13 protein-coding genes, 1 pseudogene and 1 CRISPR repeat array are annotated in these 20,752 nt (G+C 41.5%); of the genes and pseudogenes, 12 read left to right on the top strand and 2 right to left on the bottom strand.

Annotation, left to right across the window (positions count from 1 at the left end):
- Positions 1 to 114: 114 nt before the first annotated feature.
- Positions 115 to 798 carry a Uma2 family endonuclease gene (locus H6G69_RS02210; protein ID WP_190681221.1) on the top strand — a complete coding sequence of 228 codons (684 nt, stop codon included), beginning with the start codon at positions 115 to 117 and terminating at the stop codon, positions 796 to 798.
- A gap of 105 nt (positions 799 to 903) precedes the next feature.
- Here H6G69_RS02210 and H6G69_RS33735 read toward each other — a convergent pair.
- A pseudogene (locus H6G69_RS33735) lies at positions 904 to 1,042 on the bottom strand (CRISPR-associated endoribonuclease Cas6); the annotation flags it as partial.
- A 233-nt stretch (positions 1,043 to 1,275) separates the two neighbouring features.
- Here H6G69_RS33735 and H6G69_RS02205 point away from each other — a divergent pair.
- The 11 genes from H6G69_RS02205 to cas6 (H6G69_RS02155) all read left to right on the top strand — a co-directional run bounded on the left by H6G69_RS02205 (position 1,276) and on the right by cas6 (H6G69_RS02155) (position 13,510).
- Positions 1,276 to 1,884 carry a DEAD/DEAH box helicase gene (locus tag H6G69_RS02205; RefSeq protein WP_199335659.1) on the top strand — a complete coding sequence of 203 codons (609 nt, stop codon included), beginning with the start codon at positions 1,276 to 1,278 and terminating at the stop codon, positions 1,882 to 1,884.
- A 2-nt stretch (positions 1,885 to 1,886) separates the two neighbouring features.
- Complete coding sequence (gene cas3, locus H6G69_RS02200; protein WP_190681062.1) at positions 1,887 to 3,929, top strand: CRISPR-associated helicase Cas3'; 2,043 nt, start codon at positions 1,887 to 1,889, stop codon at positions 3,927 to 3,929.
- Between the two features lie 318 nt (positions 3,930 to 4,247).
- Positions 4,248 to 4,556: a hypothetical protein gene (locus H6G69_RS02195; RefSeq protein ID WP_190681060.1), complete on the top strand. Its 309-nt coding sequence runs from the start codon at positions 4,248 to 4,250 to the stop codon at positions 4,554 to 4,556.
- Positions 4,557 to 4,688: 132 nt separating this feature from the next.
- A complete protein-coding gene (locus H6G69_RS02190) occupies positions 4,689 to 6,509 on the top strand; it encodes a hypothetical protein (RefSeq protein ID WP_190681059.1) in 1,821 nt (606 codons plus the stop codon).
- Positions 6,502 to 7,479, top strand: a complete 978-nt coding sequence (locus H6G69_RS02185) for a DevR family CRISPR-associated autoregulator (protein WP_190681057.1) — start codon at positions 6,502 to 6,504, stop codon at positions 7,477 to 7,479. The genes H6G69_RS02190 and H6G69_RS02185 overlap by 8 nt, the downstream gene beginning before the upstream one ends.
- Positions 7,460 to 8,197, top strand: coding sequence for a hypothetical protein (locus H6G69_RS02180; protein WP_190681055.1), 738 nt, complete (start codon positions 7,460 to 7,462; stop codon positions 8,195 to 8,197). The genes H6G69_RS02185 and H6G69_RS02180 overlap by 20 nt, the downstream gene beginning before the upstream one ends.
- On the top strand, positions 8,175 to 9,188 hold the full coding sequence (cas6, locus tag H6G69_RS02175) for a CRISPR system precrRNA processing endoribonuclease RAMP protein Cas6 (RefSeq protein ID WP_190681053.1): 1,014 nt from the start codon (positions 8,175 to 8,177) through the stop codon (positions 9,186 to 9,188). Before H6G69_RS02180 ends, cas6 (H6G69_RS02175) begins: the two co-directional genes overlap by 23 nt.
- A 136-nt stretch (positions 9,189 to 9,324) precedes the next feature.
- Positions 9,325 to 9,936, top strand: coding sequence for a CRISPR-associated protein Cas4 (gene cas4, locus H6G69_RS02170; protein ID WP_242071948.1), 612 nt, complete (start codon positions 9,325 to 9,327; stop codon positions 9,934 to 9,936).
- Positions 9,929 to 10,969 carry a type I-D CRISPR-associated endonuclease Cas1d gene (cas1d, locus tag H6G69_RS02165; RefSeq protein ID WP_242071947.1) on the top strand — a complete coding sequence of 347 codons (1,041 nt, stop codon included), beginning with the start codon at positions 9,929 to 9,931 and terminating at the stop codon, positions 10,967 to 10,969. The genes cas4 and cas1d overlap by 8 nt, the downstream gene beginning before the upstream one ends.
- Complete coding sequence (gene cas2 / locus H6G69_RS02160) at positions 10,966 to 11,259, top strand: CRISPR-associated endonuclease Cas2 (RefSeq protein WP_190681051.1); 294 nt, start codon at positions 10,966 to 10,968, stop codon at positions 11,257 to 11,259. The genes cas1d and cas2 overlap by 4 nt, the downstream gene beginning before the upstream one ends.
- A 225-nt stretch (positions 11,260 to 11,484) precedes the next feature.
- A CRISPR array of direct repeats spans positions 11,485 to 12,250; the repeat unit is 37 nt; unit sequence GTTTCTAAACCCAATTTCCCCGCAAGGGGACTGAAAC.
- Between the two features lie 117 nt (positions 12,251 to 12,367).
- On the top strand, positions 12,368 to 13,510 hold the full coding sequence (gene cas6, locus H6G69_RS02155; protein WP_190681049.1) for a CRISPR-associated endoribonuclease Cas6: 1,143 nt from the start codon (positions 12,368 to 12,370) through the stop codon (positions 13,508 to 13,510).
- A gap of 120 nt (positions 13,511 to 13,630) precedes the next feature.
- Here cas6 (H6G69_RS02155) and H6G69_RS02150 read toward each other — a convergent pair whose 3' ends face one another.
- Positions 13,631 to 20,488 carry a DUF4347 domain-containing protein gene (locus tag H6G69_RS02150; protein ID WP_190681046.1) on the bottom strand — a complete coding sequence of 2,286 codons (6,858 nt, stop codon included), beginning with the start codon at positions 20,486 to 20,488 and terminating at the stop codon, positions 13,631 to 13,633.
- Positions 20,489 to 20,752 lie beyond the last annotated feature (264 nt).

Raw genomic sequence — 20,752 nt, 5'->3', positions numbered from 1 at the left:
GCATCAGCCGAATAAAACAAAGATTAACCTTGATAGAATAGGGGAATGTAGCTGCTAAGTTTACATTTGGCGTGAACTTTGCGATCACCTCTACATTATTCTATCCTCACGATGATGTTCAAATACAATCCATTAGACTGCTTACCGTCATCGGCAGAATTACCAGATTCAGACGATACACCAGTGGATAACGAACTGCAAATATTAATTCCCAATTTGTTGTTAGCCATTTTAGCGGCAATCTGGCAAAGGCGTGATGATTGGTTTTTCGGTATCAATATGGGTATATATCATACGCCGAATCAAGGTGCGATCGTTCCAGATGGATTTTTGAGTCTGGGTGTAGAACGTTTCGTGGGTGAAAATGGACGTTCTAGTTATGTTTTGTGGGAAGAAGAGGGTATTGAGCCAATTCTAGCTTTAGAAGTAGTTTCCCAAACTTACAACGGTGAATATGAACAGAAAAAAATCGACTATGCCGAATTAGGCATTTTGTATTATGTCATTTACGCACCAACAAGGCTACGGCGTAAGCGTCAACGTTTAGAAGTTTATCGGTTAGTTGAAGGTAAATATATTTTACTATCAGGTGATAAAGTCTGGATGCCTGAAATTGGCTTAGGTATTGGACGCGAACGGGCGACTTATCAAGGTATGACACGAGAATGGCTGTTTTGGTACGATGAACAGGGGCAAAGATATCTCACACCAGAAGAGGAAAAATTTCAGCAACAGCAACAATTACAAGAACTTTTAAAGAAATTACAACAAAGAGGAATTGACCCCAACACACTTTAACAGTTATCAGTTATCAGTAAAATAGTTGGGTGTTCACTAGACCTCTTACAAAAGTCATCATTTTAGCGTCTTTCTTTGCGTCTTTGCGCCTCTCGGCGAAACACATCACTCTACCTTCAAAGCACGGCGCGCCAACTTCGCATAAGTATTCACCGTTTCATAAGGCATTTGTAAATCATTGGCCCATTTCCCGGCGTGCTGAGATATTAGCCCACTTTGATGCTACCTCAGAAGCGCGATCGCCTTACTCTTCCCTACTCATCTGATAGCTTGTCGGAAAACTCGTCTTCCTGCCATACGGTATCTTTCAATAAGTGAAGGAATTTATTGAATATTCAAATTAGGAAACACTAAACTGTTTTCTGTTTGGATATATTCTTCACTTTGCAATTGGTAAATTTTGATTTCTCCAGCTTCATAGCACCAATGGTATAAATTTCAAACTTCCCAAATTTATCTTATTCTATTTTATCAATCATGATTGATGAATATTTCCAAACCCTAACTACCTTCTCTCCACGCAACTTTCAACGAGAAGCGATCGCTAAACTGCTCAATCATCAAAACATTATCCTCCGCGCACCCACGGGTTCAGGAAAGACCGAAACAGCGATCGCACCTTTTCTTTTCGCCAAACACCTTAACCTTGATTTTCCCAACAAACTAATTTACGTTGTACCTCTGCGAACACTAGCTAACAGCCTGCGCCAACGTGCTGAAACTTTAGTTACAAACTGGGAAAAAGCTTATCCATCGTCCCGTTCCCCTGTAGTAACTTTGCAAACAGGCGAAAACCCAGAAGACCCAAGATTTGAAGGTGACATTGTTTTCTGTACCATTGACCAAATGTTGAGTAGTTTCTTGAATATTCCCTATTCAGTTGGTCGTGGTTCTGCCAATGTGAACTCAGGAGCAATTTTCGCTTCATACTTAGTGTTTGATGAATTACATTTACTTGACCCAGACCGTTCTTTTGCGACTGTTCTAAAAGTATTGCAACAGGTCAAAGGTATCGCACCATTTTTACTAATGACCGCCACTCTCACAAATGAACTAGCTACCCAAATCAAAGACTTGATTGATTAGTCATGGAAATTATTCAAATTGAAGACGCAGACTTACAAGCCATAGAAGCCGACCGTTTTCGTACTTTTCAAGCTGTATCCCATCCGCTAAATGCTGCTGTCATCCTAGAGGATATTCGAGCTTATGGGCGTAAACGAGTGATAGTCATCTGTAACACAGTCTCTCAAGCGCAGGGATTATTTAGGGATTTAGAAGAACTCAACAACGAGTCAACAGTAAAAGTGACACTACTGCATTCTAGATTTTTACCAGAACACCGCGCCCAGAAAGAAACCAATCTAAAAGCTATATTTGCTCAAGACTGGCAAGATGATGATAATTGCTATGTTTTGATATCTACACAAGTCATTGAAGCAGGAATCAACATTACCTGCCAAGTTATGCACACGCAACTGTGTCCGATGAACTCACTATTACAACGGGCTGGACGTTGCGCGCGATTTCGGGGTGAGAGAGGCGAAGTTTTTGTGTATCCTACAGTTGAGGTTAACCCAAATTCTACTGTTATAGCGATCGCAGATATAGAAGAAGATGAATCCGAGCCTAAAAAACAAAGTTTTCTACCTTATCCGAAAGAAACTTGTGAACTGACATGGCAAGTATTAGAAGCACATACCCAATCTGCACAAGTTAACGAAAATGTGGGATTTCGCACTGAAGAAGCTTGGATTAATCAAGTTCACACCGCAGAAGACTTTTTGCAACAGCAGCGCCGACAAAATAACCAAATGCAATTTGAACAACATTTTGAAACTGCATATTTTCGAGGCTGTCAATCTGCTGCAAGTGAGTTAATTCGCTCAGTAGATAACCGCAGTTTGTTTGTCTGGGAACAAACGCCAATGATTGATTTTCAAGAAGAAATTATTGAGCTGCGAAAGCTACTGGCTTTTTCAGTTCCTATTTCTACTCTCTGCAAAGCCTGGCGAGAATTTCAAAGTGCAGGTTTTGGAGGAGATTGGATTTTTAAACGCATTGAACTTCTAAAAAATAAAACTGAAACCTACAGCCAACCTGTTTGTACTCCTATTACTTCTCGTGCGGGATTGGTTAGCAGTATTCAGATTTTGGTTAACCAACGCTATCTCTACTATGACGAATATATAGGTTTATTAATTGGTATCAATGAGTTTGGGAATGATTTTGCATCTCCACCAAAACCACAACGCTTCATTAAAAATGAGTACCGCTATCACATGGATACTTATGTAGGTCACTTGGGCTGTATGTGGACTTGTTGGGATAAATCATTTACAACTACCCGCTTAAAAAATGGAGAATCTGAAAATACTATTTATACCAGCGTTAGAGATGAACTTTTAACAGCAGGAGGACAATTAATCAACAGCAAAATCTTTCCTCATATCCAACAGCAACAAGCAGAAGCATTATTTGAATTGTTGGTATTGTTAGCTATTTTCACTCACGACTTAGGTAAACTTCAAATTAAATGGCAACAAGTAATGCGAGGATGGCAAGCTCTTGCTCACACATCATTCCCAGCCAAAAATCCCAAAGCACATTTACTCGCGCACACTGACTACAACCCAGAGTCCGAGGAACAGAAAGCTGCACTCAAGGATTACGAGAAAAAACATCAGCGTCCCAACCATGCTGTCGAAAGTGCATACTTAGCGCGAGATATTCTGCTTCAGTCTCTAGCTCCTTTGCTACGTGATTATTATCATGCTGATCAAGAACAAATTACGTATATTTTACATACGGTTATCTTAGCCGCAGGCCGCCATCACTCTGCTTGGGCTGGAGGATGGGAAGAATCAGATTTAACTCGCATTAAAACTATACAGCTACACCCGCAAGCACAACAAGCGATCGCTCAAAGTTGGAAAACCATGCTGCGGTATCTGCCCTCTAGTTTAACTCTACCGCCAGCCAATCTCAGCAAAAATATTTATCCCGTCAAACACAAATTTGAGTTGAATCGATTTACAACTGACCAAATTGAATATTTGCAACTTTACCTACTTGTTGTCAGAGCTTTAAGACTGTGCGATCAGCGATCGGTACAGCTTCTTAAAATCTGATTATCATCAAGTTTTGGTTTAAGAACAGACAGATGGACTGAATGGAAGACTTCAACCCATAAGAGTAGTTTCAGTCCCGTTTGTTTTTCAGGATTAGCCCCGTTACCAGGATTCGTTAGCATCCAAACAGTGCTTATTCATCTGTCTGCTATTACTAGAATACAATACTCAGAATCTAACTAAAAATTTAAAGTATACTCATATGGATTGAAAATAAAATTCTAGTATGTTAGATTCTGTTCATACTGAAAAGCGTCTCTGAAGTACCAGTTCAGAGACGCTTGATTGTTAAATCACCTGAACGGCTAAACTTTTTGATTGAGCCGTATCAGATTTTTGTGTCCTTATATTATGCCAGAAGAACTACCAACTTTAAACCTCAGTCAATCAAGATGTGTTTTGGCTGAAGGTTTATTCACCAACAAAGTCACAAAACTTATCCAAATGCTTGCAAACAAGCGAGTTTCAACCATAGAAATTCGTCAACAAGCTAAAAAAGGTAATCTTGAGTTTCCCTATTCACACGGAGTCTTACTTGTAAGACCCTCACGCCAGGGTAAATGCGGCAAGATGTGGCGATGGGATGTCATCTTCTCACCAATAAGTTGGACAAAGATTTCTTGTTGAATTAGTTAAACTGAACAGCTTTTTCATTCGTTGCTTTTTGTTGGAGAGGTGTAATTCCATTTTGGAATACACCTCTTCCAACGAGGTATAGAATATGATTCAGTACACCACTCTCATCGGTCACACGTCCAGATGATAGAGCAACTATTTGTTACTAAAAAGTATGGAAATTACGCTGATACGTTTCTTTTACTGGGTTTGGTGCAACTTGTCGAGTATGCGCTAAGACAAACAAATCAAAAAAGGGATGTTGGTCTATTTGATGAAGGTACACGCTACCGCATCCAATTAAAACAGGGTGTAAATTTAGGAGCGATCGCCAAACTTAATTATACTGATCCTTTCCCACCAGTTAAAGGCCAAAAAACGGACATCAGCAAAATTCCCCCAGAGACAAACTTTTTTGACACAGTAGAGAAGAGTGAAAAACGCAAACTATACAAAGATTATGTATTTCAGCAAAAAGGTAAACCTCAACCGGGTGAAGATGCACCACAGCCACCTCATCCCAGTACCCAAAATGGCGTGATTCTCACCTCTATGCGTCACGATCGCAATCATAACGAACTGTGGCACTTAGGATATCAACTTAAAGACCATTATGGTGCGTTTTTGGTGGCAATATTTCAAGCATTTAGTCAAGAGACTCACTCCCAACTCAGCACACAAACTCAACATTGTCAGGAATTATTTGCTCAAACTACTAACTCTAAATTGCCAGAAGTCGCTAGCGCAGTCAAAATTTATTTACCCACATCTGTTCAAGGAGTTAACCGAGTTAAAGCAGATAGTAATAAAGTAGACTCTCAAAAAGCAGATTGGTTAAGCTTATGGCTAATTGCAGGCGGTTTATTTAGCTTTGGAGTCTCTGAACGGATAAAAATAGCTGACCGTATTTTTGACTGGCGTGTAGTTGTTTTAGAACCTCAAGATATTCAATTAAGTAAATATCGAGAAGTGCTAGATAAACTTCGCAAATATAATCCACCCTCTGGTGGACATGGTATAGCTCGGTTTGATGCCGAGTTAGTATTGCGATTTTGCCAAGAACTGTTGAATAATCATGCTTCTCAAGCTGATGCAGAAGTTGATGAATTTGAAATTTGGGAACCTATCAATCATTTTGTTAAGAGCTTTCTTGGCACTCATTTTGGTTCTAAAGGTCAAGTATACGGAGTTAAAGAAGTTTTTAGTTTAGGGCTTCCTGGTTGGATTAGTCCTCAAAATTCTGAAGAACTCAAAGACTATCAACAAGTTTTGCAAGAACATCTTTCGGTAATTAGTACCTTGTCAGCAGAAGAAGGGCATAGCGAATTACTATCTGCTTATCGAGACTTTATTACTGGCACAAGTTTGCGTCAATTTTTTCGGTTTCAAGTCAGTTATGCAGATTATGTTGTTAAACATCTGGCAGATCCTCAATCTAGACCACCGCGTTTATTTTCCGTTACAGGGTTAAACACAATGACTAAAAAGGATTCAGACTTTATCAAAATTACCCAAGACCCCAGTTTTTTACGCATAGCCAAAGCCATTAACCAAGCAACTGTATATGCAGGAAAAGTCCGCACTAAAGATGGAGTAAAAGAACTAGAGTGGCAGCGCACTTATGGGTTAGCACAGCGTTTGAGTAGCCAATCTGGGTCAAAGAACGATTTTTTAAAAGAAATTACTGATTTTTTGGCAAAATATGAAGCTGAAAATTTACGCCTATCTGAGCAATTACAAAAAGAAGGTAAACCCCTTAAACGAGTTTGGACAACGAAAGAAGACCTGGATCGTTTAGTGGAATTAGTAACAGAAAATGACACGGTTTTAGTTGCCAATCTGCTCATTGCGTATGGATATGCGCGGTGGAACAAACCCAAAGATAACGATTTAGCAATTGACCAAGAACAAGATATTGACGACGTAGAAGACACAGCAATTTTAGGAGAATCTAACGATGACTAATACACAATTTCCCGTTTACTCAATTTCTATTAGTGGTTTATTATCCTGGCAGCTTCATGCTTTAAATAATGAAGGTAACGAAGGTAATCAAAGTTTAACCCGTCGTTATTATATTATTCAAAAAGGCATGAATGAGCCTGAATCTGTTAATGGTGTTTCTGGTGATATGCTCAAGCACATTCAAGCAGAGCATTTACATCGAATTGCAATTGAATCAGGGCTAAGTTTATCAGAAGGTGGTAAGCAATTTAATCCGGATCGTATCAAGTACGATATTGATGAAAAGCGTTTTGAAATTATTAAATCTAAAAGCAAAGATGGAAAAGAAGAAGTTGACTTAACTGCTAATGTTGATACCATTCTCAAGCTTTGTACAATTAGTGATTTAGAAGGCTTCATGTTTGCGGATAAAAGAACTATAAAACGCGAGTCTGTAATAGAATTTGGTGCAGTTGTCGGCTTACCAAATTTTGTCAAAACTCAAAGTTATTTCCATGCAAAGTATGGTGTTGATAATCCGACTCCTTACAACGTGCAAGTTAGCTCTGGGTTATACGCGACAGTTCTGAATATCGAGGCATTTCGTATTGGTTACAACCCTCATAATTTCAATTACAGTATCGATATTGCTGAACGCAAAAAGCGTTTAGATGCTTTATTAAAAAGTGTTTTGTATACCTACCTCCAACCTAATGGAGCAAAACGCAACACTAATTTACCTCACCCTGACCATTTTGAAGGTGTGATTACGGTTAGTACTCGTCGTTGTCCTGCACCGATGGTTAGTGCGTTAGAAGCAAGTTACACTCGTCAGATTCATAGTTTGGCTGATACTTTAAATAACCTCAACGGCGCAGATACAATACTTTGCTTTGATTTTGAGAATCTTGCTCAGTTTGCCGCACAAATTGAAACTTTAATCCAAAGAGTGCAACCTTGGGAGAGTGAAAATGCCGAAGCAATTGAATAAATCAAACACGACTCAACAGGAATGGCTAACTGTTAGCTATCAACCTGTTAGCCTATTTTCTCTCAAGCGCTCGGATGCAACTAGTATGGCGGCTCGGTCAAATCTTGTGCCTACTCCTTACGCTATCAAAATGGCTTTGTTAAAAGTTTTGCTAGAAAGTCAAGGCGGACAACATCAAAGAGACTTTGAGCAGTGGATGAAAAGCCAATTTACCTGGATTCGAGACTTAAATATCTACATTTGGCCTCCGGAAAAATTGGTGGTGAATCGCAACGGCTACAAACTACGTTATTATGACCAAACTGCTGATAAAGCCGATAAAACTCGTTCCACTTTACCAATGCAAGATGGTTTTGTGTTTCGAGAATGGGTATATATGCAAGGTCATTTGCAAATTTGTTGCGGCCCTAGTGCTTGCATAACACAATTAGAGCAACTGTTTTCTCTCATTAACTACTTCGGCAAACGCGGTTGCTTTTTTCAATACCTGCCCCAGTACAGCCAAAAAACTCCTGAGCCGCTATTTCAACATAATTCTAGTTGTGGTTTTACAGTGCAGCCAATGGATGACTTGGGCGAGAAAACCACCTTTAATCGCATTAATCCCTATTCCACAGATAAAGCACAACTAGACAAAGACCGAGTAATCAAACCGGGATTTCTCCCGGTGCAACTTACAACTAGCAGCGCTCGTTATGACATTTATCAAAGATACTGAAGCTGTTTTAACTCGATTAAATTTAGTTCTCAAACGCACAAAAACCGTAACTAACCTCACACCATTAAATTCTTGGCTGTCAGAAATTCAACCCACACCAGCCTTGATTCCACTCAAAACTTATGCTGGTGTCTCGAAAATTATGCCTGTAATGCCAGACTTGAGTTTGTATCCCCAGCTGATGGAACTCATTTGTGGGCGTATAACTCAAAATAATTACGTCCTATGGCAACAACAAGCCTATGAAATGACGGGAGTGGAAACTGATACTAATACTCTGCACGCAGTTGAGATTTATCTTACCTCTGCTGCACCATTACCACCAACATTAGGAAGAGCTATTCATGCTCAATGTTTTCAATGGTTTGCTAATGCAGATTCTACCTTAGCCCAAGATTTGCATCAGCAAGAAAGCGTGCCTTTTACCTTGGGAATAAAATATTTTTCGGCAAAAAAGATACAGCTAAGAATTACTTTGTTGCAACAAGAACTCTTAGCACCTTTACTTTGGGGACTACATAGGGATTTAGGGAGCGAAATAATTTTAGCTGGTGTTCGGTGTCGATTAAGCGAATGGCTAGATATATCGCAAGCTAGTAGTTTTGAAAAATTGCGACAAATTCCATTTCAAAACACTATCAAACTCCAATTTCTTTCTCCTACGAGTTTTAAACAAAGTGGTGCAATTCAGCCTTTTCCATTGCCCGATTTAGTTTTTAACGGACTGCTGCGGCGTTGGAACCATTTCGCCCCAGACCAATTAAGGTTTCCTGAAATTAAGTGGAATACTTTTATTTCTGCTTTTGAACTGAAAACTCATACTTTAAAACTAGAAGCTGGTGCTGAAATTGGAGCCGAAGGTTGGGTAAAATATCGCTTTGTTGACTCCGAGCAGGCAAAAATTGCGACAGTTTTAGCTCATTTCGCCCATTTTGCTGGAGTAGGGCGAAAAACAGCAATGGGGATGGGACAAACGAAGTGTGAAGGATGAAGTGTGAAGTGTGAAGTGTGAAGTGTGAAGTATGAAGTGTGAAGTATGAAGTATGAAGTGTGAAATTATTGCAGTCATACATTGATGGGGTTGATATGTAGGGATTTGGCAAGTAATTACCAATAACCAATGACTAATGACTAATGAAATGAATGAGGATTATTTACCCCTGGCGTATCTTAACGCTTGGGAATATTGCCCACGCAGATTTTATTTGGAATATGTATTGGGCGAAATGGAAGACAATGAACACATTATTTTAGGTCGCCATATACACCGCAATGTGAATGAAGAAACTACATTTCAAGAAGGCGACACGCTAATTCATCAGCAGCAGTGGGTGTGGAGCGATCGCCTAAAAGTTGCAGGTATAATTGATGCAGTAGAAGAATGCGACGGTCAACTTGTGCCAGTGGAATATAAAAAAGGCAAAATGGCACAACATCTTAACGACCATTTTCAACTTTGTGCAGCCGCTTTGTGTTTAGAAGAACGCACCAAACGCAATATTACTTATGGTGAGATTTTTTATCATGCCAATCGCAGAAGGCAGACAGTAGAATTTACACCCCAACTTAGACAAATGACCGAGCAAGCGATTTTACTCGCGCAACTTGCGGCTCACCAAACTATGCCATTGCCAATTGACCATTCAAAAAAATGCCTTTCATGCAGCCTACAAAGAATTTGTCTACCTTTGGAAGTTAAGCAACTACAAAGGTCACAAGCTGCTGAAGCTGATGATTGAATCAGTACTAATTCATCGACAACTTTTATTCACCACTCAATTACACAACTTTAATATGTCAGTTCTTTACGTTACTCAAGCTGATGCTGTTTTAAGCAAAAACTATGAAGCTTTTAATGTAGCTTTAAAGCAAGAAGATGGTTCTTGGAAAAAACAAAGTATTCCAGCCCAAACTGTGGAGCAAGTAGTCTTGATGGGTAATCCCCAAGTCACAGGAGATGCGCTTGTTTATGCTTTGGAATTAGGAATGCCCGTGCATTATCTGTCTAACTTTGGTAAATACTTGGGTTCGGCACTGCCTGGTTATTCACGTAACGGACAATTGCGTTTAGCACAGTATCAACTTTATAACGATCCTGTGCGACGCTTAGAATTAGTGAAAGCGATTGTGGCAGCTAAAATTCACAATCAATATCAAGTTTTGTATCGTAATAACGAGCGTGATAACCCTTTAAAAGAACGCAAAAGCCAAGTTAAAAACCAGAAAACTATAGATCAAGTAAGAGGTATTGAAGGTTTAGCTGCACGGGAATATTTTGCTTGTTGGTCACGGATGGTTGGTAACTCTTGGACTTTTAATGGCAGAAATCGCCGTCCACCTACAGACCCAGTAAATTCGTTGCTTAGTTTTGCTTATGGTTTATTGCGTGTTCAAGTCACAGCTGCTGTTCATGTTGCTGGCCTAGACCCATATATTGGATATCTACACGAAGTTCATCATGGTCAGCCTTCAATAGTGTTGGATTTAATGGAAGAATTTCGTGCTTTAATAGCCGATAGCGTTGTATTGAAGGTATTACATAAACGCGAAATACAACCACAAGACTTTTCCGAAAGTTTGGGTGCTTATCGATTACAAGAATCGGCTCGCAAAAATTTCTTGCAAGCATTTGAGCGAAAAATGAATGATGAGTTCACACATCCTGTTTTTCAATACCGATGTAATTATCGTCGCGCCATTGAACTTCAAGCACGGTTACTCAGTCGGCATTTACAAGAAGGCCTCCCCTACAAAGCTCTTGCTCTAAGATGACTACACTGTTCTATCTAATTATCTACGATCTGCCAGATAATAAAGCCGCTAACAAACGTCGCACTCGTCTGCACAAAATGTTATCTGGTTACGGCAAATGGACACAATACAGTGTATTTGAATGCTTTCTGACATCTGTACAATTTGCCACTTTACAGACAAAGATCGAAAAATTAATCAAACCCGAAGAAGACGCTGTGCGAATATATGTACTTGATTCTGGTGCTGTGAAAAAAACTATTACCTATGGTTCGGAAATACCTCGACAAGAACAAACTATCGTCTTATGATTGATAAAGATATCAGCTTGATGTTTGACCAGTCGTAGCGGGGTCAAAAACCCTAGGGGATTCGTCAAAATCGCCAGAACCTTGACAATATAATAATTTCAGAGTTTCATTAATTAGGGAAGTTGCAAATTTCTTGCAATAAGATGGGCTGAAAATGACCAAAATTTTCGATTCGTCAATTTGCTTCCCAGGAAGCTTGCTCCATAATAGTTTCAGTAGCGAGCAGTTTCTAAACCCAATTTCCCCGCAAGGGGACTGAAACTTCCAGGGAAATTCTTATTTAAAACACGCTGACAAAAAGGTTTCTAAACCCAATTTCCCCGCAAGGGGACTGAAACACAGAAATCAGGAGCCAAAGAAGCTTGGAACAAGCGTTTCTAAACCCAATTTCCCCGCAAGGGGACTGAAACTATTCTTTAAATAACAGAAATTCAACACTTAGGTTTCTAAACCCAATTTCCCCGCAAGGGGACTGAAACAGTTGAACATCGACCATCTCAGCTAACGCGCCATGTTTCTAAACCCAATTTCCCCGCAAGGGGACTGAAACTCTTTGTTATTTGATTGGGGGGAGAGTCAAAGTTTAGTTTCTAAACCCAATTTCCCCGCAAGGGGACTGAAACACAACTGCGAAGCATCATTATTAATTCCCCGCACCCGTTTCTAAACCCAATTTCCCCGCAAGGGGACTGAAACAGGCGATCGCCTGGGGATTGCACCCAGGATTCGGCTGAGTTTCTAAACCCAATTTCCCCGCAAGGGGACTGAAACTATTGGTCAACATCATCATCAATATGATGCTCAACGTTTCTAAACCCAATTTCCCCGCAAGGGGACTGAAACATATTTATGGCAATGATATGGGATGTCAGATTAATAGGTTTCTAAACCCAATTTCCCCGCAAGGGGACTGAAACAAGTCTCAATGAAATTTGACCGCACTACTGGTGTTGGGTTTCCAAACACAATTTCCCCGCAAGGGGACTAAAACAACAAATTGATAACTGGTCACTGTTCACTGTTCACTGTTCATTTCTCAACCCTATTTTCCCCATTGGGGGATGAAATCACCTAGAATATTGAATCATTCTTCGACTCAAGCCAAACGATGCCTAGAGCAGCCACAACCACCAAGCGCAAGCCCAGAGCTAAACCTGCACCTACTTCCTCAGTGCCGACATGGACAGATGAGACCCAATTGGTAGGCTTGGTGTTTGATTTAGAAGCAACTGCTTCAGCATCGCTCTACTCACAGTACACAATTGGACTCCATGCTTGGTTTCTAGACCAAGTGCGACAAATTGACCCTGAACTATCAGCTTATCTTCATGATGGAGAATCAGAAAAAGCTTTTACTATCTCAGCACTAGAAGGGCAACTTCTACCTAGTGGTAAGCAACTGAAATTAGTAGCCAATCAAATCTATCATTGGCATATCAATGCGCTGTCTCAAAGGGTTGCATCTTTTCTCAAGCAGTGGTTAACCAACTTGCCAAAGGATATCGATTTAAGAGGAGCATCTCTACAAATCAAACAGGTGAGTATTGCTCATACCCCTACTACTTATACAAAGTTACTGCAATCCTCAGAAAATCAATCTGTCGTAGACTTGAGTTTTGTTTCACCGACAAGTTTTCGCCGCAAGGGTCATCATTTCCCTTTACCAGTTCCAGAAAATCTCTTCCACAGCTATCTACGGCGGTGGAATGATTTTTCGCAGCAGCCAGTAGAACAAGAGGTTTTCCTGAAATGGATTGATGAAAACGTCATCATTCACCAGCATCGTTTGGAATCAGTTAAAGTTGCAGCAGGTAAGCAAGGGTCAGTCACTGGTTTTACTGGGGCTATATCTTTGGGCTTGAGTAAGGCCGCTTTGGCAAATACTGAATTTACGCAGCTATTTTATGCTTTACTCAGACTAGCACCCTACTGCGGCACAGGCCACAAAACCACCTTTGGACTAGGACAAACACACGCTGGCTGGCTAGAAGAGCAAAAGTCAGCTGTCGCCGAGCAGTTAATTGCAGATATGCTAGCTCAACGCATTGAAGAACTGACAGAGATATTCGCTGCACAGCGCAAACGCACAGGGGGCGATCGCACTGATAAAATTGCTAGTACTTGGGCAACTATTCTAGCTCGTCGAGAACATGGGGACTCTTTAGCGGCGATCGCTCTTGACTTACAAATGAAACCTGATACAGTAAAAACTTACGTCAAGTTAGCTCGCAAAGCTCTAAAGGGCGACTGATAAAGCTTTTAAGGTAGGAGCAAGGGAAAGATTCTTCCCCTTGCTGCCTGCTAAATACCCCGAAGTCTACCACCACGCCAAGTTTTCTTGGCAGACTATCAGTAGGGGAATTAAATTCATTTATGCAATCACAGAAAAATCGGTATTGGCGAGAATAGGTTTATTAGCAAACTGAGCTATTTGAACTTTAGCGACATTGCCAATGCCATCTTGATCAAAGAACAGTTTACCTGTACTTCCGTCATAAATAAAGCGATCGCTGGCAGTAGTAGCACTTGTACCAAGACGGAAGAAACTGGGGCTAAGTGTACCCAATGCTTGGTTAAGGCTAAATTCTGATTTGGAAATAATCAGACTCTCACCAGCAGCAAAGTCCATGACGGTATCAGTATTGCCAGAACCATTGTTTAAGTAGAAGCTATCTCTACCATCACCACCCATCAAAATATCTCGACCTAAGCCACCGATGAGTATGTCATTACCAGCACCACCATAAAGTATGTCATCACCAGTACCGCCATCTAGGGTGTCATTGCCGTCCCCGCCATAAAGGATATCCTTGCCATTTTCACCATAAAGTATGTCATCACCAGCACCGCCATCTAAGCTATCATTGCCGTCTCCACCATAAATGATGTCCTTGTTGCCCAAGCTGCTAATGATGTCACTACCACCTAGACCTCTGATAATGTCGCTTCTGCCAGTTCCCAGTAAGATATCATTACCAGCAGTGCCAATAATTTGGTTGCTACCAAGGGTAAGTGTCAGGTTAACTGTGGCTGTAGCAGTTAAACTACCATCATTAATTGTGTAAGTAAAACTATCAGCACCAGAAAAACCAAGTCGGGGAGTGTAGGTGAAGGTGTTGTCATTATTCCGTACTACACTACCTGTCGTCGGATTGGTGAAACTGCTGATAGTTAACAGATTACCATCTGGGTCAGTGTCATTTGCCAGTACATTAATGATGACTGGTTGAATATCTGTGGTTGTGGCGCTGTCATTTCTGGCGGTTGGTGCTTCATTGACATCATTCACAGCCAAGGTGAAATTAGCAGTTGCATCGGGAGTGCTGCCAACTGTGGGGTCATCTACGGCAACGGTGACATTGTAACTAGACTTGGTTTCAAAATCTAGGTTAGTGTTAGCTCTCAGATACAATACAGAATTAGTGATTTCAAAGAAACTCGCATCTGTGCCAGTCAGACTGAGGTTATTGGTTCCTAAAGCATCATCAGTAATACTGATATCTGCAACACGGATGCGGTTGCTGGTATTTGTATTTTCGTTGATGCTGGTAACAGTGTTGCGGAAGTTAACTGCGGTTGGTGCTTCATTGACATCATTCACAGCCAAGGTGAAATTAGCCACTGCATCGGGAGTGCTGCCAACTGTGGGGTCATCTACGGCAACGGTGACATTGTAACTAGACTTGGTTTCAAAATCTAGGTTAGTGTTAGCCCGTAAATACAATACAGAATTAGTGATTTCAAAGAAACTCGCATCTGTGCCAGTCAGACTGAGGTTATTGGTTCCTAAAGCATCATCAGTAATACTGATATCTGCAACACGGATGCGGTTGCTGGTATTTGTATTTTCGTTGATGCTGGTAACAGTGTTGCGGAAGTTAACTGCGGTTGGTGCTTCATTGACATCATTCACAGCCAAGGTGAAATTAGCCACTGCATCGGGAGTGCTGCCAACTGTGGGGTCATCCACGGCAACGGTGACACTGTAACTAGACTTGGTTTCAAAATCTAGGTTAGTGTTAGCCCGTAAATACAATACAGAATTAGTGATTTCAAAGAAACTCGCATCTGTGCCAGTGAGGCTGAGGTTATTGGTTCCTAAAGCATCATCAGTAATACTGATATCTGCAACACGGATGCGATCGCTGGTGCTAGTGTTTTCATTGATGCTGGTCAACGCATTATTAAATGTGACTGCCGTCGGAGCTTGGTTAGCGCGTAAATTAAACCTTGCTATACCAGGATCGTGGTCACTAACTTGATCAACAAATTCTGAGTTAATATGAACCACATCAAAGCCATCTAGTTTGTTGAGTAAGTTATTACTAACTAGAATATGGTCGAGTACTTGGGCGTTACCTTCAAAATTGTAAGTGTAACGTTCATTTGCGGGCAGAGTTTCAATTAAGGCAGTCAGCCCAGCACTTTTGAGGATATTGAGAGGATTAGAAAACTGGTAGTCATTCAAATCACCCAAAACCACTACATTGGCTTTGGAGTCAATTCCCAAAATTTGTTGGACAAAGTTTGCCACTATTGTTGCTTGTTGTTGGCGTTGCACTTCGCTGCTGAGAACTGGCGGTTGATTGACACCATATAAAGGTTGGTCGCCGCCTTTGGAGTTAAAGTGATTGCCGATGATGTAAAGATTTTGACCGTTGAAGACGAATTGACCAATTAACGGTTTACGACTGCTATTAAATGCAGAGTTAGTTGGCTCAAGTCTTCCAGGACTCGCTGACAGCGTGGGAACACCATTGACATTAGTAACTGTGGTGTTAGTAATAGAACCACCGCCAGGAATATCGACAAACTGCACACGGGTTGGGTTAAATAAGAAACCTTGACGGATATTACCACCAGGTTCACCACCGTCTTGGTTATTTACTGGGTCAACTTGGCGATATTCATATCTAGGGCCACCAGCCGCCACGATCGCCTCTATTAATGTCTGGTAAGTAACACTGGCATCAACTACACTGTTATTTGTTGCCCCATTGTTGTCTTGAATTTCTTCTACCCCAAGGATATCTGGCGATCGCAAATTATGGACAATGCGATCGGCTAAGTTAGCAAACTGAGTTGCGCCATCACCAGGATCAAGGTTTTCCACGTTGAACGTGGCTACTGTTAATTGGTCAGAAGTAGGAGTAAGATTAGTTACTTCTCGAGAAAGAGTGCTAGGTGCAGTTACGGTGAGGGCAGTTGGCAATACTTCAAAGTTGCCAAAATTGTAATCAACTACACCAGTAATTGTGTCAAAAGTCGCACCGACACTAACTTGAGGCGTGCTACCCGTCAATAAAGTATCATCTATTTGGATGCGTTCTGGATTAGAATCATTCGGACTAATCACAATCCCGCCACGAGGTGTGCGTCCAGTAGCATTTACGCCATTATCGCCCAATACCCAAATCTCACCAAAGGAATTTGTCGGACTAACTGCTACAGGGTTGTTAATCTGCACCAGCATTCCTTCTAAGCTTTCGTAGAAATCAAGGCCATCATTGGCTGGGTCAAACACACCACCAGTTTCGACATTGCCATTGGCATCATCTTCAATTACTGTTGTCGGAATAATACGCCCACCATTGCCTAAAATTGTGGCAGTAGGTAGCGAGTTATTCTGGGAAAGAACAGTAATTCTAGGACTAATAATTTCTGTAGTTGTCAGGTTATTTGTCCCACCAGTACTGCCGGGACGAAACTCTGTGACTGTACCAGCAACTAACACAGAATCGCCTACGCGCACAGTTGGTGCTGAGGAAGTAAAAACAAAAATTGCCTCGGAGGTGCGATCGTCGTTGTCAGGATTTGGGTCTTGCAAGTAAAATCCATTGGATCTAACAACAGTCACAATCCCCGGTACATCAGCTACACTTTGTCCGTTTAACAGTGAGATGTGAGCAGTTCCTTGAATGTCGTGAATTCGTGGTGTCAGAACTACACCACCAAGGGTAATGCTGTCGGTACGGAATTTTTTGTAGTTATTTTCTGCGAGGTCTTTGGTGGCTGTAGCATTGTTGTAAAGAACAAGGTCGCCATCATCGTTAACAAACTGAATTTGCGAAGTACTGGTGAGATTATCAGGAATGCTGATCATACCTTCAGGATTAAAGCCTGTGGGGAATGTAGCAGCACGTAATTGCGGGGTGCTGTTGGGGTTGCCATCCCAAGTATAAAGGCGAAAATCGTTGGGTGCAGACCCGGCATCACCAGCTGGCCCGGCAATAATCACATACTGATTGTTAGCATTGCGGCGAATTTCCCGAATTCCTCGACCACCTAAATCTAATTCGATGGGAGTGCCAAATTGAGCCGAGCCTTGTGTACCCCCAGTAGGTGACAAGAGGTTGGTAAAGTTGGTGACAGGAACGATAAGAGCGTGAGAACGTCCGCTAGGCGGAACTTGTGGAGCGCGGAAAGCTACGTATGCCGTTGTCCCATCAGGAGCGATTTCTAAACCTTCGATATTGTAGCCGTTGGGTACTTTGGAACCAACACCAGTAGCCGCACTGGCCGCCAAACCGTAGTAGTTAGCACCTTTACCATGAAGGTTATTAACATCCCAGTTAATGATGTCTTGTCGTAAAAAGTCGTAGCGACCTGCATAAGTGAGCGTAGCGGTTGCGCCTGTGCCAGTGATATCTGTAGCAAATATGCGGTTACGATTAGGCCGATTACTACCCTCATCATTATTGCTTTCTGAACCTAACCAGAAAATGCGATCGCCTACTCTTGTAGATGCTTCAATATCTACTTCTCGCAGAATTCCAGAACTGTTAGTTTGTGTCAATCCCAGAGAACTGGTAAAGTCAAAACCACCCACAGGTAATCCTGATTTGGTGTAATCGTAGAGGCGCAAAACTTGATTTTCGTCATCGCCTGCTAAGAAGTATGTCCCACCCACAGAAATCGCTGTAGAAGCATCACTTGTACCTGTTAAAAATTGAGTTGTCGTTGTTCCGTTATTAGCTGAGGCTGCATAGGCAATTGTATAGTTGGCAGTACTACTACCATCACTAACAGTCACAATAATATTGCTATTACCGACACCTACAGGATTAATCCTAAGATTGCGACTAGCTCCTGAACCAGTTAATGTCAAGTTGGCGTTAGGAACCACAGCTGTGTTGCTGCTGCTAACTGTCACAGTCAAATTCGCTATGTCGGTATCAGCATCAGCAATTGTGAAATCCAAACCCAGAGTTCTAGCGGGGTCATTGGGATTGTTAATTACACCACTAACTGCGGCTAAACCTGCAATTGGCAAAGCTCCATTAGCATCTAATAAATCGGTGGTGCTGGCTGTGTTGAGTACAATGGTCGGTGCTTGTCCTACCTGAGTTGTGGTAACTGTGGTGGTAATTGCCGCCCCAGTATTATTGTTTTCGTTGCTTTCAGGAATATTGTTGTTAATATCTACCGTGGCAGTACCGCTAGTAAGAATTCCACTGGTATTAGGAATGACAGAAACAGTCAGGCTGGCATTACTACCCGCATTAATACTGCCACCTGTAAAGGCCACAATATTTCCTGATTGACTAGCAGTAAAACCATTAGAAACTGATGTGCCGTTAAATGTTACGCCATTAGGTAAGGTATACTGCACCGTGACGTTATTAGCATTGGCAGCACCAACATTACTAACTATCAGAGTATAAGTAAGAGGATTCCCCACAATCACCGGGTCAGGAGAATCACTGAGACTAACAGTTAAATCAGGCAAAGGAGTAGCGTTAGTGGGCGCAAATGCCACACCTCGGAAAACAGTATTTGCTGCTGCTGTAGCCAGTGTGGTAAATGAACCAGATATGTTAGCGTTAAATGCTGCTGTATCCGTAAACCTGACGAGGGTATTACCTACACCAGTGCCGTTAGTCGCATACAAATCTACACCGCTACCGTTGATGACTCCAGTCAAGCCAGTTAACGTACCAGCAATACTTCCCTGGGCATTCCAGGTAGCACCATTAAAGGAATATTTATACAACCCACCGCCATTATTACTAGCATTTTGATCAGCTATGTACAGCGTATCAACACCAGCTATAGTAAGGTCGCGGTCAAGTAAGACAAAAGCGTAAGGATTTCCTGTATTTGGTAATCCTGGCAGGAGAGAAACGGTTTGTCCAGAGGTTGTGGGTAAGCCTATTCCAATAGTGCTGACTCCAATGTTGCTACCAGATGAGGCAGAAGTATATAACTGTCCGTTGAAGATGTTAGTAACACGCGAATTCAACCCATTGATTGTGGTAGAAGTGCCTGTACTACCATAGGGAACGTAGGTAAGACCAGTAGCAGGGCCACCAACCCAAAAGCCAGAACCATCGTTAGTAACTGCACTACGGATATTGTTACCACTATAAGCACTGCTAATGCGAGTAGTTGTGTCAACTGTGCCGTTAGCATCTACCCTAGCAACAATCCGGTTGTTGGCAGAACTAGTTGTACTCGCAACACCCGTTGTTCCTGGTGCTGCATCGTAGCCGACTAAAGTTAAATATCGTCCATCAGCCGAGAGGGTTAACGCGCCTTCAGAAGTTGCTGTACCACTTTGGGTGAGGATGCGATTATTACCACTAACAGCAGTAGGTAAGGCAATTGATTGAGATAAAGTGCCATTTGTGGTGTATTCATCCAAAAATACTGGCGTGGCGGCACTTGATAGCGTTCCAGTACCAGTTCCCAAACGCAAAACAACTATATTTCCACCAGTGAAGGGGGCTAAAACAGAGTTGTAAGCTTCTAGTGCCTGAATTTGAAATGCTAGGGGTGCAGTAATCAATCCTGTAGTATATTCTAAGTTCCAATCGCCACCAAGTACGACACTACCCGTTGCATTATCAGACGCAGCGATATCAGCACCTGTAATTTCATGTAACTGCTGCACAAAGCTTTGGCCTGATTCACCTTGAGCCACATTACAACCGTAAAGCAGAATATCTGCACCCGGTGTCAAATGATTTGACCATTGTTGTAAAAGGCTACTGTAGGTTGTGGTGATAGTCTGCACATTTAATTGTGCTGTTCCTAACTGTAAGTTGCCTGGAGTTCCATGAGAAACTATGTGTACAGAGTCAAAGTTGCCTGCTTGTAAGGCTGCGGTAATTTGGGCTACACCGTCTTGATTGGGATCAAGGATAATTAATTGGCTATCTGCATCTAAGCCATCTACAAGGCTTTGGTAATCAGGAATTTGAGAATCGATAAAGACGATACTAGACATTCAGTAAAACCTTTCCTAATAAAGATCCGAGGTGTGATAAATCAACACAAAAATTTGGCTTAACGGGCAATAGCTTGTACTACTCAACATGATCAAAATGTTGCACTCAGACCTGCTGACAAAATAGGTGTAATGGATGTCTATTCCGTGTCTGCTTTTTACACACAATAGTTAGGTTGATGCAGCAAATTAAACTCACTACGTCATAATATTGAGTATTTTTGTATATTTTATTACTTGCTATCCAAAGTTTTTTGTGTAACT

Source organism: Nostoc sp. FACHB-110 (genome assembly GCF_014697425.1).
Lineage (GTDB): Bacteria > Cyanobacteriota > Cyanobacteriia > Cyanobacteriales > Nostocaceae > Nostoc_B.
The sequence above is the reverse complement of the archived record's forward strand: the minus strand, read 5'-3'. Positions and strand labels throughout refer to the sequence as shown.